Genomic DNA, 15,212 nt, shown 5'->3' on the forward strand with positions numbered 1-15,212 from the left:
CATCGTGCTGTGGAACCATAGGGGGCGTGACGTCGACCTGGGTTGAACCTTCCGCCACCGCCACCGCGCTCCTCCTGCTCGGTCGGGGCAGCGATCCGGCCTCCGAACGGGGAGTCGAGTGTCCTGGCGACCTGCCGGCACCGAGCGACCCCGAGCTGGTGGCCCGGGCGGCGGCGGCGAAGGCACAGCTGGGTGACCGGGTCTTCGTGCTGGGTCACCACTACCAGCGCGACGAGGTGATCCAGTTCGCCGACGTCACCGGCGACTCGTTCAAGCTGGCCCGGGAGGCCGCCGCCCGGCCGAACGCGGAGTACGTCGTCTTCTGCGGCGTGCACTTCATGGCCGAGAGCGCCGACATCCTCACCACGGACCGGCAGCGGGTTGTCCTGCCCGACCTGGCCGCTGGTTGTTCGATGGCGGACATGGCGGCGCTCCCGCAGGTCGAGGCCGCCTGGGAGACCCTGGCCGACCTCGGTCTCACCGAAGGCACCGTCCCGGTCACCTACATGAACTCCTCGGCGGACATCAAGGGTTTCGTCGGGCGCAACGGCGGTGTCGTCTGCACCTCGTCGAACGCCAAGCGGGCGCTGGAGTGGGCGTACCAGCAGGGCCAGCGGGTCCTCTTCCTCCCCGACCAGCATCTGGGCCGCAACACCGCCGTGTTGGAGCTGGGCTTCTCGCTGGACGACTGCGTGCTGTACGACCCGCACAAGCCAACCGGCGGGCTCACCGCCGCGCAGCTACGGGACGCTCGGATGATTCTCTGGCGGGGGCACTGCTCGGTCCACGGCCGGTTCACCCTCGACAGCGTCAACGACGTACGCGAGCGGGTGCCGGGCGTCAACGTGCTGGTGCACCCGGAGTGCCGGCACGAGGTGGTCCGCGCCGCTGACCTCGTCGGATCCACGGAGTACATCATCAAGATGATCGAGGCGGCGCCGGCCGGCTCGGCGTGGGCGGTCGGCACGGAGCTGAACCTGGTCCGCCGGCTGGCGCTGGCCAACCCGGACAAGCAGATCATGTTCCTGGACCGGGCGGTCTGCTACTGCTCGACGATGAACCGCATCGACCTACCCCATCTGGTGTGGGCACTGGAGGAGTTGGTCGCCGGCCGGGTGGTGAACCAGATCACGGTGGACGCGGAGACCGCGCACCAGGCGCGGGTGGCGCTGGACCAGATGCTCGCCCTGCCCGGAACGGAGAACCGGCCACCAAGCGGAGTGTGATAACTGTCCGTATCGACTCTGGCGCAAGAAGTGCTAGAAAGCCGATAGCTACCCCCAAGGGCGATCTGACCGAGTCCGCCTTCGTCACGGAGGGCTATGCTGCCCTGGGCGACGACTCGTGGGTGTCCCGGTCCCCGACCCCTGTCATCGCAGATCGCAGGACATCCAACCCCACCGATACCCGGCACCACTCGACGCGCTGGAGGTTGCGTTGACCGACGACGTCCTGGTCGTACACGGAGGCACTCCGCTGGAAGGGCGAATTCGCGTACGCGGCGCGAAGAACCTCGTCTCCAAGGCAATGGTCGCCGCGCTGCTTGGTGACAGCCCGAGCCGGCTCTACGACCTACCGAAGATCCGTGACGTCGAGGTCGTCCGTGGCCTGCTCGGCGTACACGGGGTCAAGGTCACTGATGGCGACGAGGACGGCGCGCTGGTCCTCGACCCCGCCAACGTGGAGAGCGCCAGCACCGACCAGATCAACGTGCACGCCGGTTCCAGCCGGATCCCGATCCTGTTCTGCGGGCCACTGCTGCACAGGCTTGGCCACGCCTTCATCCCCGATCTCGGCGGTTGCCACATCGGCCCCCGCCCGATCGACTTCCACCTCCAGGCGCTGCGCGAGTTCGGGGCGACCGTCGAGAAGCAGCCGGAGGGCCTACACCTGTCGGCGCCGGACGGCCTGCACGGCACGAAATTCGCGCTCCCCTACCCGAGCGTCGGCGCCACCGAGCAGGTACTGCTGACCGCGGTGATGGCCGAGGGCGTCACCGAGCTGCGCAACGCGGCGGTCGAGCCGGAGATCATCGACCTGATCTGCGTCCTCCAGAAGATGGGCGCGATCATCAAGGTGCACACCGACCGGGTGATCGAGATCCAGGGTGTGCCGAAGCTCCACGGCTACTCGCACCGCCCGATCCCGGACCGGATCGAGGCGGCCAGCTGGGCCGCCGCCGCGCTGGCCACCCGCGGCCACGTCGAGGTGCTGGGCGCGGAACAGGCCGACATGATGACGTTCCTGAACATCTTCCGCTCGGTTGGCGGCGAGTACGAGGTCACCGACGCCCGCCCACCCCGGCTGAACGACCCGGGCCAGGAGGGCGGTATCCGATTCTGGCACCCGGGCGGGGAGCTGAAGTCGGTCGCGCTGGAGACCGACGTACACCCGGGTTTCATGACCGACTGGCAGCAGCCATTGGTCGTGGCGCTGACCCAGGCCCGTGGCCTCTCGATCGTGCACGAAACGGTGTACGAGCAGCGACTCGGCTACACCTCGGCGCTGAACTCGATGGGTGCGAACATCCAGGTCTACCGGGACTGCCTGGGCGGTACGCCGTGTCGCTTCGGCCGGCGCAATTTCAAGCACTCGGCAGTCATCGCCGGGCCGAGTAAGCTGCACGCCGCCGATCTGGTCATCCCCGACCTGCGGGCCGGGTTCAGCCACCTGATCGCGGCGCTCGCCGCCGAAGGCACCTCCCGGGTGTACGGCGTCGACCTCATCAACCGTGGTTACGAGGACTTCGAGGCGAAGCTCTCCGACCTGGGCGCACACATCGAGCGCCCGTGACCCGTACCACCCCGGGCGGCACCGCCCGCTCCTGACGCCCGCGCCCGGTGCACCGCGATGTGCACCGGGCGCGGGCGTTTGGCTACGCTTGTTACGTGCCCCTGTTTCGTCGCAAAGCCACTGACCTGCTCGACGAGTCCACCACGCCGGTGACGCCCGAGGAGGAGCCTGCCGCCCAGCCCCGGGGCTACACGCCGGCGAAGGGGCGCGAGACGCCCAAGCGGCCCAGTGTCGGGCGGCGCCCCACCACGGTGGTCAAGTCGCTGAGTAAGGAGGAGCGACGCGCGGAGCGCCGCCGACTGCGCGCCGAGTCGGCCGCGGAGTTCCGCCGCGAGGGCGGCCCCCGGGACCGGGGGCCGGAGCGGCTGCTCGTCCGGAACGTGGTCGACTCCCGACGTACGGTGGGCACCTGGTTCTTCGGTGGTGCACTGATCGTGTTGCTCGGCTCGAACCAGGCGATGCCGCCGGAGGTCCGACTCGGCTCCAACATTCTCTGGGTGATGATCGCGATCGCCCTGATCATCGACTCGATCCTGATCTCACGAAAAATCAAGAAGCTGGTCCGGGAGCGTTTTCCGAACACCGGGCAACGGCTGGGCTCGCTCTACCTCTACGCGATCATGCGGTCGATCACCTTCCGCCGGATGCGGGCCCCCGCACCCCGCGTCGCCATCGGCGACCCGGTCTGACGGTGCCCGCCGGCGGGCACCCGCTCGCCCCTTTTCCGACACCTCGCCCCTTTCCGACACCTCGGCCCTTCCGACACACCTTGGCCCGATGCCCGTACGGCATCCGGCGGGACGCTGACGCCACCGGAATCGAAACTCTGGTCCGGATATAACCCAAATTTCCGGAACATGGGATAACGTTTGGGTCCCGCGCGGGCGCCGCAGTGGCGGCGACCGAGCCCGCGCCGCTACCCTCCTTCCGCAGCTATGCCTTGCGGGACGGAGGACGCTACCGCCGGCGGGTGCCCAGCGCGACAAGGTGCAACGAGGTGACAATCGCCGTGAGCGAGCGGACGCGAGCCGGTCATCGGGGCGCGCCCGGAAGCAAACCGACGCCCCCGACAGATCCTGCCCAACCCTCACCCGCGGGCCAGGGCAGCCCACTCGTCCGCACCGACGGGACACACGGATGAGTCGCGGCGGCTACGACGACCCGTGGCACCGCACCACCGAGCCGTCCTGGATGGTCGAGCCGACGAACGAGTGGCATCCACAGTTCCCCGGCCAGCGCTACCCCGGTGACATCGGCGTTGAGCACACCCAACCGCCCGCCCCACGCGGGCGAGCTGCCGTCGTCGGCCGGGCCACGGTGCCCCCGCTGGCGCCGACCCGCCCCGACGGGACCTACACCGGCCGTTCCTGGGATGAACCGGACGACCACCTCGCCCACCTGGACGAGGAGCCACGCCGCCGACGGCCGGGTGAGACACCCCGGGTAGCAGACCGAGGCCGGCGATCGGCGCCGGGCGGTTTCCGCGACGGCGACCCCGGCCAGGAACGGGACAGCCAGCGCACCGGCTCCGGGCGCAGTCACCACGCCCGCCCGGACCGGCACGACGGCCGGGGTCCGTGGCACGAGCCCGCGGGATGGAGCCAGCCGGTCTCCCCCGCCCAGCACCCGGAACCGGGCTGGATACCCGAACCGGACGAGGAGCGACCCCAGGGACACGACCGCTACCCCCTCGGTCGGCAGGCCGGGGGGCCACCGCCCCGGACCCGCTACCCGTGGGGGCGGTCAACCGATCATGGTCGGCTCGGCGCACCACCGGAGAACGACGGTGGGCGCCCGCGGCCGGACGGGCCCCAGTCGCGCCGGGATGGACGGGTTGACCCATACCCACGACGGCATTCCGCCGGCCCTGGTAACCCGGTCGGCCCCGCCTCCTCGGTCGGCCCTGGTAACCCGGTCGGCCCTGGTCCCGCGGCCGAACACGGCACCGTCCACCCGCACCGTGGCGGGGCACCCGGACCGGTCCGCCACCCCGACCGGCACCCCGGCCAGCAGCAGCCGCACCCCAACCGGCGGCCCGGTACCGGACGCCCTTGGCACCCAGCCCAGCCGGGCCCGCACCAGGAGAACCCCCAACGCGGCACAGCACCCGGACCACACCTCCCGCCACCCCACCGACCGCCTCAGGACGGTCCCCCGACAACCACGTCGGCACCCCCATCCGGCCGACCGGTATCCGGCACGCCCAGCCAACCGGTATCCGGCGGCACCGGGGCGGCCGCGCCGCCCCATCCGGACCCGGACCGCCCGGTCACCGGCGTACCTTCCGGACCGACTCCGCCGCCTCCCAAGGCGGCCGGGCCGACACCTGCCATCAAGGCACCACGGCCGCAGCGGTACGTTCCGCCACCGCCCACCACCGATCCCATCCGGCCCGCACCAGGCCCAAGTGGGCCAGGCGTCTGGTTCGGACCGGCCGCCCCCACCGAGCCAACCGCCCCTGCCGAGCCGCTCACCCCCGCCGCCGACCCCTCCAGCCCCGACGTACCGCCGTCGACGGCCGCATCCCACCAGCCCGACGACACACCAGCCGCCACGTCACCGCTCTCGGAAACAGCGGCCAACGCCACGACCGAGTACGTGGAACCCGCCAGCGTCCCCGAGGCGAAGACGGAATCCGCCAACCCCGCACCGGAGGAGACCGAGCCGGCCGATGCCGTACCGGCCGGCGCCGCTGACGTCCTCGGCAGCGGCGACAAAGCCCCGCACGTGGATTCAGCCCCACCCGCAGACGCTGCCCCGACGGAAGACCCAGACCCGGCGCCAGCCGACGATGGCCTGGAACGGGCACCAGCGGTGGGTCTCGCTCCCACCACCGAGCCCGCCTCGTCGGATTCGGAGACCGCATTGTCATCGGTCGCGACGGACCGGGGGCCGGTCCCGGGACCGGAGCCGGAACCGGAACCGGAACCGGAACCGGAACCGGAACCGGAACCGGAACCGGAGCCAGAACCAGTGCCGGAACCGGAACCAGAACCAGAACCGGAACCGGTAGCGACCTCAGTGCCGGTAGACCTGGCCGCGACGACCACGGCGACGGTCGCGCCGGAACCGGCCCACGTGCTCCCCGCGCCGCGACCGGAGGCCGACTCAACGGAGGCAGCGGAACCGACGGAAGTTCCCGCGCCGGAGGCAGCAACCGCTCCCCCGCCAGAGACGACAGCCGCTCCCGCGACGGTTCCGCCGACCACCACGGACCAGAGTGACCAACCGGAGGCCGCGGACGTCAACGACACCGCCCCACCGGGCGACCCCGAACGGGTGCTGGCCAACCTTCCCTCGCGACTGGACCCGGCCACGCTCCGCGAGGTCATCCCCGACCCCCAGCAGTTCCGGAATATCCGACACCGGTTGACCGAGAAGCTCGGCACGGCCATGGACAACCGATCCCGGGCCCGGCTGCTCAGTCTGCGGGCCGTGGCGTCCCGGGCAGCTGGTGACCTGGACGAGGCGCTGGCGGACGGCCGACTGGCCCTGACCTACGCGGAGGCCACCGGCGAGTTGCGACGGTCCGCTCTCGCGCAGGCCCGGCTGGCCCACGTGCTGCGATGGCGGGGCGAGTACGACGAAGCCGACCGCCTCTTCGCCCAGGCGAACTCGCCGGAGCTGCCCGACCGGCTCCGGGTGGCGCTGCACGAACATGCGGGACGGTGTTGCGTTGACCAAGGTCGACTGATCGAGGCCTGCCTGCATTTCGAGCGGGCCTTGGACCTACGCGGCACCGCCGATCCGGAACTGCTGGACCGGGTACGGGTGAGTCTGGACGCGGTCGCCGATCGGGCCGCCAAGACCGGCTTCGGGCCGTACCCCCGCAGCAGGGCGGAGTTGCTGGAGCCGGACCAGCCGCCGGTGCCGGCGCGTGACGGCGACCTCTGGGGGTACGCCGGCCCGGACGGTGACCTGGCCATCGCGGCGGAGTACGCGGAGGCGCAGCCGTTCCGGGAGGGCATGGCCTGGGTTCGCCACCCGGACGACCAACGGTGGTCGCTGCTCGATCGAGCTGGCAGCACCGTGTTGCCAGCGTCCTGGCTGGTGGTCCGCCCGTTCGGCGACGGACTGGCCTGGGTATCCCAGGGCGAACCCGGCGGCTGGCGTGCGATTGATCCGCAGGGCGAGGTCGTGGTGCCGCCGGGATTCACCGACGTGCGCCCGTTCCGAAACGGTATTGCCGTGGTCCGGCGCGAGGGGTGGGGCGCGGTGGACCGCGCCGGCCGGCTGGTGGTACCGACCCGGTACCACGGGTTCGCCACCATGCTCGCTGCCGGCGGGCAGGTGGATGGCTTCACCGAGGAGGGGTTGGCCGTCGTTGACCTGGCCGGACGGTACGGCGTGGTGGACCGGACGGGCCGGGTGGTCGTGCCGCCGGCGCACCCGGCGTTGGTGGTGCACCCCGTGGCCTACCTGATAGCCACCCCCGCCGGCCGATGGGGAGCCTTGGATCGGCAGGGCAGACCGCTGATCGAGCCGACCCAGCCCGACCAGGCGGGGGTGCTCGCCGAGATCGAACAGCTGCTCACCGATGCGGTGCCACTACTCTGACCTGGTCGGACCGGAAGCTCGGCCGGCGACAGCTCCGCGGCCATCCCCGCTGGTGCACCGGTTCGGCGAGCAGAGCCGTGCCCTTCGTGGCGGCGCGCCACCGGGTTAGGGTCAGGGAATGGAATTCCGACACCTGGGCCGTTCCGGCCTGATAGTCAGCGAGATCTCGTACGGAAACTGGATCACCCACGGCTCCCAGGTTGAGGAGGAGTCGGCCTTCGCCTGTGTCCGGGCCGCCCTGGACGCCGGTATCACCACCTTCGACACCGCGGACGCGTACGCGGGCACGCGGGCGGAGGAGGTTCTCGGCCGGGCGCTGCAAAACGAACGGCGTTCCGGAATCGAGTTGTTCACGAAGGTGTTCTGGCCGACCGGTCCGGGTCGCAACGACCGCGGCCTGTCCCGCAAGCACATCATGGAATCGATCGACGGTTCGCTGCGCCGGCTGGGCACCGACTACGTCGACCTCTACCAGGCGCACCGGTACGACCACAGCACCCCGATCGAAGAGACGATGGAGGCGTTCGCCGATGTTGTCCGCGCCGGGAAGGCGCTCTACGTCGGGGTCTCGGAGTGGACGGCGACGGAGCTGCGCCAGGCCCACCAGCTCGCCCGTGAGCTGCGGATTCCGCTGATCTCCAACCAGCCGCAGTACTCGATGCTCTGGCGGGTCATCGAGGCTGAGGTGGTGCCGGCCAGCGAGGAGTTGGGCGTCGGTCAGATCGTCTGGTCCCCGATGGCCCAGGGTGTGCTGACCGGTAAGTACCAGCCGGGTCACCCCCCGCCCGCGGGCTCCCGGGCCACCGACGAGAAGTCCGGCGCGCACTTCATTGCCAAGTGGCTCAGCGACGACGTGCTGACCCGGGTGCAGCAGCTCAAGCCGCTCGCCGAGCAGGCGGGGCTGAGCATGGCCCAGCTCGCCATCGCCTGGGTGCTGCAGAACCCGAACGTCTCCTCGGCGATCATCGGCGCCTCCCGCCCCGAGCAGGTGCACGACAACATCAAGGCGTCCGGGGTACGGCTCGACGCCGACCTGCTCAAGGCCATCGATGACATCATCGAGCCGGTCGTCGAGCGGGACCCGGCCCGGACCGAGTCCCCCGCGCAGCGGCCCTGACCCGCCCACGGCGGTGTGCCGGCCGACATGACCGGCCCACCGCCGTGCACGCTGACTGTCCCAGCGGCGGGTGAGCTGACCGTCCCAGCGCCGGCCGGAATGACCGGCGGCACCCGCGGGGCTTCAGCCCTGCCAGAAGCGGACCAGATCCAGGCCGAGCCCGTACAGATCCGGCGGTAGGCCCAACGCGTCGCCGACGGCGAAGACCGTCCCGAAGAACCAGCCGTTGATCCGTGGGTTCCACAGCAGCGCGAAGAGCAGGAGAAAGCCGTACGGCGCGAAGAGGTCGTACACCCGCCGGTACTGCGGGGAGAGCCAGGGCTGGATCATGTTGCCACCGTCCAGGCCCGGCACCGGAAGCAGGTTGAGCAGGCTCGCCGTGAGTTGGAGGAAGGCGAGCAGTGCCACCGCGGCCCAGAACTGCACCGGCCCGCCGCCGCCCGCCGCCAGCCGGACGGCGATGACCAGCACCAGCGTGAACACCACGTTGGTGGCCGGGCCGGCGAGGCTGACCAGGGTGTGCCGGAGCCGCCCCGGAATGGCGTGCCGGTCCACCCAGACCGCGCCGCCGGGCAGGCCGATACCACCGAGCAGCACCACCACCACCGGCAGTGCGATCGACAGCAGCGGATGGCTGTACTTCAGTGGGTTGAGGGTGAGGTAGCCCTGGTGCGCGACGCTACGGTCCCCGGCCCGGAACGCCACCAGCGCGTGCGCGTACTCGTGCAGGCAGAGTGAGACCAGCCACCCGGAGACGACGAAAAGGAACACGTTGCCCCGGACGTTGCCGACTCCCTGCCAGGTCAGGAATCCACTGGACACGAAGAGGGCCACCAGCCCGAGGAAGACCGGGCTGGGGCGGAACGCTGCCCGGGGCACGCCCAGCACCAGCGGCCCGCCTCCAGCACGATCTCCGGCCATCACTCCGCCGGGGGCTGCAGACTCATCCGGTACTCCACGCGGTCGTCCTCGACAAGCAGGACCGCGATCACGCCGGCCGCCGCGAGTTCCCGCCAGGTCTGGCCGATCCAGGACTCGGCGTCCGCCTGGCTACTGAACGACTCGGCCGGCCCCGACGCCGGTTCGCCGTTCTCGCCCTCGTACTGCCAGCTCCACGCCATCTGCGTGTCTCCCCTCGCCGCTGATCTCCCGTCAGCCTAGTCCGCCGCGCCGCCGACGGCTGCACGTCCGGCCCCGCCATGATCGTTACGAGGCGGAGGTGAGCAGCTCCGGGAGGAGCGGGGCGGGAGGCGGGCGGGCACCGGGCGGCCTTAAGGTACGGACATGTCCATTGACGGGTGGAACACGGTCCTGGTGCTCGGCGGAATCCGGTCGGGAAAGTCCGAGTTCGCCGAGGCCCTGGTAGCCGACGCGCCGACGGTCCGGTATGTGGCCACCGCCGCCGACACCAGCGCCGACGACGAGGAGTGGGCGACCCGCCTCCACGCTCACCGCGCTCGCCGGCCGACGACGTGGACCACGGAGGAGACCGCGGGGCAGCCACGCCGGCTGGCGGAGCTGCTGGCCGCCGCGCAGCCCGCCGAGACGCTGCTCATCGACGATGTCGGTGGCTGGGTGACGGCTCTCCTCGACCCCGCCCACCAACCCGTCGACGCCACTGCCACGATCGCCGTGCTGGTCGCGGCGATCCGCTCCTGCCCCGCGCGGCTGGTGCTGGTCAGCGCCGAGGTTGGCCTCTCGCTGGTGCCGACGACCCCGCTCGGCCGGGCCTTCACCGACACGCTCGGCACCGCCAACCGGGCGATCGCCGACGCGGTTGACACGGTCGTGCTGGTGGTCGCCGGCCAGCCCAGCTGGCTCAAACCGCCCCCACCGACCCGCCCAGCCGCCGTCCCGGCGCAGATCACGCCGGCCGCCGCCGGCAGCAGAGCCGCTACCGGCCCGGTCCTCGCACCGCCGCCGCTACCGGAGGTGCTGACCCCGAGCGCCCCGCCCACACCGGCCGCACTCGCCGCCGCTGCCGGCGCACCCTGGTTGGCGCTGCCGGTGGCCGCGGCCAGCCTGGCGATCGAGCCGGACCTGGCCATCGAGCCGGACCTGGAGCTACCCATGCCCGACGAGGACGCCGGGTCGCAGGCCGGGCAGCGGGTGGCCACCCGGGACCTGCCCGGCGCCGGCTTCGGCGGGCTCACCCAGCTGGTCGAGTTCGCCGCCGCCACCCAGGGCACTCCGCAGCCCGTCCCCTGGGCCCGCACCCGGGTACTGCTGGTGCATGGTGACCACGCGGGCGGTGCCGCCGCCGGCACCGCCCCTGGCGACTCCGCCCGCCGGGCCCAGGAGGCCCGGGACGGCCAGGGTGCGTGGGCCCGCCTCGCCGCTGAGGCCGGTGCTGAGCTGCAGGTGGTTGACGCCCCCGCCGCGGACCCGATCGAGACCGACCCGGCGCTCCCCCTCAACCAGGTCGAGGCGGCGTTGCAGCTCGGCTGGCGGCTCGCCGACCAGGCCGCCGACGCGGGCGTACGGCTGCTGGTGCTGGGCGCGTGCGGCGCCGGCACCGACGCCGCCGCCGCAGCGGTGCTCGCCGCCACGGCCGGCGCCGAACCACCCGCCGTACTCGCCCGGGTGCGCACCGGCGCCGGCGAGTACGACGACGCCGCGTGGATGATCCGCTGCGCGGCTGTCCGGGATGGGCTGCACCGCAGCCGCCACTCGTCCCGCGAGCCCAGGGAGATCCTCGCCGAGGTGGGCGGCGGCGACATCGCGGTCGCCACCGGCATGCTGCTCGGCGCTGCCGCGCGGCGGCTGCCGGTCCTCCTGGACGGGCCGGTCGGAGTTGCGGCCGGTCTGGTCAGCCGCGACCTGGCCGGCCCGGCCCGGCACTGGTGCCTGCTCGCCGACCACGGCGGGCACCCCGGGGTCCAGCTCGCCGCCGACGTGCTCGGCCTCACTCCCCTGCTCGACCTGCGGCTGGACCTGGGCGAGGGCGGGAACGCGCTGGTGGCGCTGCCGCTGCTGCGGTCGGCGCTGGCCTTGGCCGCGGCGCTGCCGGCGCACCCGTCGCTACGGGTCGAGTCGGACGAAGCCACGTCGAACGTGGCCGAGTTGACGACGGACCCGGCGGCCGCCGGGTCAACGACGAGCGAGCCGGACGAGGCCACGCCGCCGACGGAGGAGTCGGAGCCGACGACGGAGCAACCGGAGCCGGCGTCGCCGACGGAGGACGAGCCGGACTTCCGCGAGCCGGAACCGGCCGGACCGGGGCCCACCAGCACCGATCCGGAGTCCACCCCGCTGGATTCGTCCGGCCGGCGTGCCGGCTGAACCGCGGCTCGCTGCCGGTGCCCGGCTGGCGCTGACCACATTCACCACGTTGCCGGTGCCGGCCGGCCGGATCGACCGGGCCGTGGCCGGCACCGCGATGGCCCTGGCCCCGGCCGTCGGCGCGCTGCTCGGTGCCCTCCTCACCGGAGTGCTGCTACTCACCGACGGCTTCGCGCCGCCACTGGTAGCGGCCGGCGTCACGGTCGGTGCCGGCGCGCTGCTCACCCGAGGGCTGCACCTCGACGGGCTCGCCGACACCGTGGACGCACTCGGCTCGTACCGGCGCGGGCCGGCCGCGCTGGAGATCATGAAGAAGCCGGATGTCGGCCCGTTCGGGGTCACCGCCCTGGTGGTCGTCCTCCTGGTACAGGCGGCGGTGCTGGCGGAGCTGGCCGAACGGTCCACATCGACCGCGCTGGCGGCGGTGGTGACCGCCACCGCCGCCGGTCGGCTCGGAGTCGCGCTGGCCTGCCGGCGTGGGGTGCCGGCAGCCCGACCGGACGGGCTGGGAGCCCTGGTCGCCGGGACCGTCCGGCCCGGCGCCCTCGCCACCGGGACCACCGCGGTGGCGCTGCTGGCGCTCGCCGCCGTGCCGGACCGTCCGTGGCAGGGACCGCTGGTCGTCATCGCCGCCCTCGCCACCGCGGTCTGGCTGCTCCGGCACGTGGTACGCCGTCTCGGTGGGATCACCGGCGACGTGCTCGGCGCCACCGTCGAGGTGGTCACCACCCTGGTCTACCTGGGACTGGTCTTGTCCGGCTGAACTCCGCCCACCCCGGCGGGTAGCGTTACGCACGACAACACCGGCACGGCCATCCGGGAGACCCATGCTCATCACGGACGACTTCCTGCCCGTACCGGTCCCGGAATCGCTGAACGCCACCTACCTGGTACCGATGGCGGGGCTCCCGAAGGTGGGCACGAAGACCGCGGTACGGCAGCTCACCGGCCGGCTCGCCGAGCCGGTGCACGCCCTTGCCCAGCAGATGCTGGACAGCCCGCTGATGAGCGTGGACACCCGGCCGATCCACGAGTTCCCCGAGCTTCCGCCGGACCTACTCACCGCCTTCGGCGCGACCGAGGCCCAGCTGTCCCGGCTGGCGGCGGCGACCCACCTGGTCGTGGTGCAGGCCGAGTACCAGCCCGGCTGGCCGCCCGCGCACGAGTGGGCGGCGCGGGCGGTGGCGGCGGCGGTTGCCGAGACCGCCGGCGGCGACGTGGTGGATGTCTTCGGGCTCCAGTTCCTCGACCCGACGACCGCGCTGCGGTCCCTGCCGGACGAGCAGGGCCGGATCCGGCTGGTCGACTGGGTACTGGTGCCGTACTCGTCCGACGCCGACGGGCTCTGGTTCACCACCAAGGGGCTGCGCCGGTTCGGGCTGCTGGAACTACAGGCACAGGGCGTGCCGGACCACCTCACCCGGGCCTGGGGCGCGGTGATGACCGGCGCGGCGCGGCGGCTGCTGCGGGTGTGGACCGACGGCCTGGCCGGCGAGGAGCTGCCGGCGTTCGTGCAGCTACCCGTACTGGCCACGGTCACCGGCGGAGACATCGCGGTGGCGTACGGCAACCCGGAGCAGCATGGAGCCACCGCCCCGGTGCTGCTCCGGCTGGAACTGGACCCGGCGACGGACCCGGAGGCGGATTCGTTCCTCACCCTGCGGCCGCCGGCCGGCTACTCCGGACCGGACGGCCGCTACTACGCCTCGGCCTGTGGAACCCTCTTCACCGGCATCGCCCCGGACGTGCGCTACACCCGCTCCGGCGACGCGATGAGCCGGGCGGTCGCCACCGCCCGCGCCGCGCTGGGCGAGATCCGCGCCCGCTTCCTCGCCGGGGCACTACCACCGGAGACGCAGCTGGTGGTGAAGTACGGGCTGCCCGGAGCGGACGGCCCGGAGTACGTGTGGGCCGGGGTGACCTCCTGGCCGACGCCGGAGCAGATCGAGGGTGCCAGCGCCAGCGACGCCAACACGGATCCGGCCGTACGGATCGGCTCCGCGGTGGTGGTGGAGGCGACCGACGTGGTCGACTGGGCGGTCCTGGACGGCACCGGGGTCCGGGAGGGCGGCTGGACCCAGGCCGTCCTGGATGCCGGTGAACGCCCCGCCCCGCCGGTCTGACCCGGCCCCACCCCCACCGATCGGCAGGGGTGGCGCGGGCGCTGACCGGGAGCGAGCTACCGAACCGAGGGGTTGACGAACGGCGGGCGGACCAGGTTCACCGCTGCCCGGCGTCCCCGGATGTCGACCTCGAGCTCGGCCCCGTCGGCCAGGGCCGGCTCGGTGTCGATCAGGGCCAGGGCGATGCCCTGTTTCCGGGTCGGGCTGAAGGTGCCGCTGGTGACCGTGCCGACCGGCGTCGCACCGTGGTAGACGACCATGCCGGGACGCGGGATGGCCCGATCGACCGCCACCAGGCCGCGCAGCCGGCGCCGGGGGCCGGCGGCCTTCTCCGCGAGCAGGGCCGCCCGCCCCCAGAAGGCGGGCTTGTCCCAGCCGACCGCCCAGCCCGAGCGGCCCTGCACCGGGGTGATCTCCAGCGACAGGTCCTGCCCGTGCAGCGGGTAGCCCATCTCGGTCCGCAGGGTGTCCCGGGCGGCCAGGCCGCACGCCTGCAGCTGCTCGTCGGCGGCGAAGAGCGCGTCCCAGACGCCGCCAGCCTCCGCGGCGGGCAGGATCAGTTCATAGCCCAGTTCGCCGGTGTAGCCGGTGCGGCACACGGTCACGCTGGCCCCGGCCAGCGTGCCCTCCGCGAAGCTCATGTAGCCGTGCTCGGTGGGCAGGCCCAGCGCGCCGAGCAGGTCGGCCGAGCGCGGGCCCTGCACCGCGAGGATCGCGTACGCCTCGTGCTCGTCGGTGATCGTGACCGTCGGTGGCGCGGCGGCCTGCAGCCGGCGCACCACCTCGGCGGTGTTCGCGGCGTTGGGGATCAGGAAGACGTGGTCGTCGGCGTACAGGTAGGCGATGATGTCGTCGACCACACCGCCGGTGGCATCGTCGCAGCAGAGGGTGTACTGCGCCTGGCCGGGCCCGATCCGGGCCAGGTCGTTGCTGAGGCAGGCGTTGACGAACTCCGCCGCCTCCGGGCCGGTGACCCGCACCTTGCCCAGGTGTGACACGTCGAAGACGCCCACCGCGTCGCGGACCGCCGAGTGCTCCCTGCGCACCCCACCCCCCGCGTACTCGAGCGGCATCTCCCACCCGCCGAAGAGGGCAAACTTGGCGCCGGCAGCGACATGCCGGTCGTGCAGCGGGGAGCGGCGCAGCCGGGTTTCGGCGGAGCCGGAGGTCACGTCGGTCATGGGTGGCAACTTACCGGCACCACCCCGGCTGGTTAGCATCGGCGGGACCCGCCAGCACCACTGGCGGGACAGCCCTGGTCAACGGCGGGTACGGTCCGCCGGAGACCTTCATCGCTGGTACGCGACGACGCGACCAGCCCGGCCCGCCCGGAGTAGCTT

11 protein-coding genes are annotated in these 15,212 nt (G+C 72.5%); 8 read left to right on the forward strand and 3 right to left on the reverse strand.

The window, feature by feature from the left end:
* The first annotated feature begins 26 nt into the window (after window positions 1-26).
* The 5 genes from nadA to H0524_RS11845 all read left to right on the forward strand — a co-directional run bounded on the left by nadA (window position 27) and on the right by H0524_RS11845 (window position 8,467).
* Window positions 27-1,226, forward strand: a complete 1,200-nt coding sequence (gene nadA, locus H0524_RS11825) for a quinolinate synthase NadA (protein ID WP_018726845.1) — start codon at window positions 27-29, stop codon at window positions 1,224-1,226.
* Window positions 1,227-1,344: 118 nt separating this feature from the next.
* Window positions 1,345-2,793, forward strand: coding sequence for a UDP-N-acetylglucosamine 1-carboxyvinyltransferase (murA, locus tag H0524_RS11830; RefSeq protein WP_180198689.1), 1,449 nt, complete (start codon window positions 1,345-1,347; stop codon window positions 2,791-2,793).
* A gap of 95 nt (window positions 2,794-2,888) precedes the next feature.
* On the forward strand, window positions 2,889-3,482 hold the full coding sequence (locus H0524_RS11835) for a DUF3043 domain-containing protein (protein WP_180198690.1): 594 nt from the start codon (window positions 2,889-2,891) through the stop codon (window positions 3,480-3,482).
* A 448-nt stretch (window positions 3,483-3,930) separates the two neighbouring features.
* Window positions 3,931-7,350 (forward strand): WG repeat-containing protein, encoded by a 3,420-nt coding sequence (locus tag H0524_RS11840; protein WP_180198691.1) that lies wholly within the window; start codon window positions 3,931-3,933, stop codon window positions 7,348-7,350.
* 118 nt (window positions 7,351-7,468) lie between these two features.
* Entirely contained in the window at window positions 7,469-8,467 is a 999-nt protein-coding gene (locus H0524_RS11845) for an aldo/keto reductase family protein (RefSeq protein WP_180198692.1), read from the forward strand.
* Between the two features lie 123 nt (window positions 8,468-8,590).
* Here the strand turns inward: H0524_RS11845 and H0524_RS11850 are convergent, their stop codons facing one another.
* Together H0524_RS11850 and H0524_RS11855 are read right to left on the reverse strand one after the other, a co-directional pair.
* Entirely contained in the window at window positions 8,591-9,388 is a 798-nt protein-coding gene (locus H0524_RS11850; RefSeq protein ID WP_180198693.1) for a site-2 protease family protein, read from the reverse strand.
* Complete coding sequence (locus H0524_RS11855; protein ID WP_018216464.1) at window positions 9,388-9,588, reverse strand: hypothetical protein; 201 nt, start codon at window positions 9,586-9,588, stop codon at window positions 9,388-9,390. The genes H0524_RS11850 and H0524_RS11855 overlap by 1 nt, the downstream gene beginning before the upstream one ends.
* Window positions 9,589-9,751: 163 nt before the next feature.
* On the opposite strand from H0524_RS11855, the gene H0524_RS11860 reads away from it, so the two are divergent.
* The 3 genes from H0524_RS11860 (at window position 9,752) to H0524_RS11870 (ending at window position 13,872) form a co-directional block, all read left to right on the forward strand.
* Window positions 9,752-11,749: a bifunctional adenosylcobinamide kinase/adenosylcobinamide-phosphate guanylyltransferase gene (locus H0524_RS11860; protein WP_180198694.1), complete on the forward strand. Its 1,998-nt coding sequence runs from the start codon at window positions 9,752-9,754 to the stop codon at window positions 11,747-11,749.
* A complete protein-coding gene (locus tag H0524_RS11865; protein WP_180198695.1) occupies window positions 11,739-12,512 on the forward strand; it encodes an adenosylcobinamide-GDP ribazoletransferase in 774 nt (257 codons plus the stop codon). The genes H0524_RS11860 and H0524_RS11865 overlap by 11 nt, the downstream gene beginning before the upstream one ends.
* 64 nt (window positions 12,513-12,576) lie before the next feature.
* The gene (locus H0524_RS11870; RefSeq protein WP_180198696.1) at window positions 12,577-13,872 is read left to right on the forward strand and encodes a DUF2314 domain-containing protein; all 1,296 of its coding nucleotides are present in this window, start codon (window positions 12,577-12,579) and stop codon (window positions 13,870-13,872) included.
* A gap of 56 nt (window positions 13,873-13,928) precedes the next feature.
* On the opposite strand, the gene gcvT is transcribed toward H0524_RS11870, so the two are convergent.
* Window positions 13,929-15,053, reverse strand: a complete 1,125-nt coding sequence (gene gcvT / locus H0524_RS11875; protein WP_180198697.1) for a glycine cleavage system aminomethyltransferase GcvT — start codon at window positions 15,051-15,053, stop codon at window positions 13,929-13,931.
* Between the last annotated feature and the right edge of the window lie 159 nt (window positions 15,054-15,212).

This window comes from Salinispora sp. H7-4, assembly GCF_013416675.1.
GTDB lineage: Bacteria > Actinomycetota > Actinomycetes > Mycobacteriales > Micromonosporaceae > Micromonospora > Micromonospora vitiensis.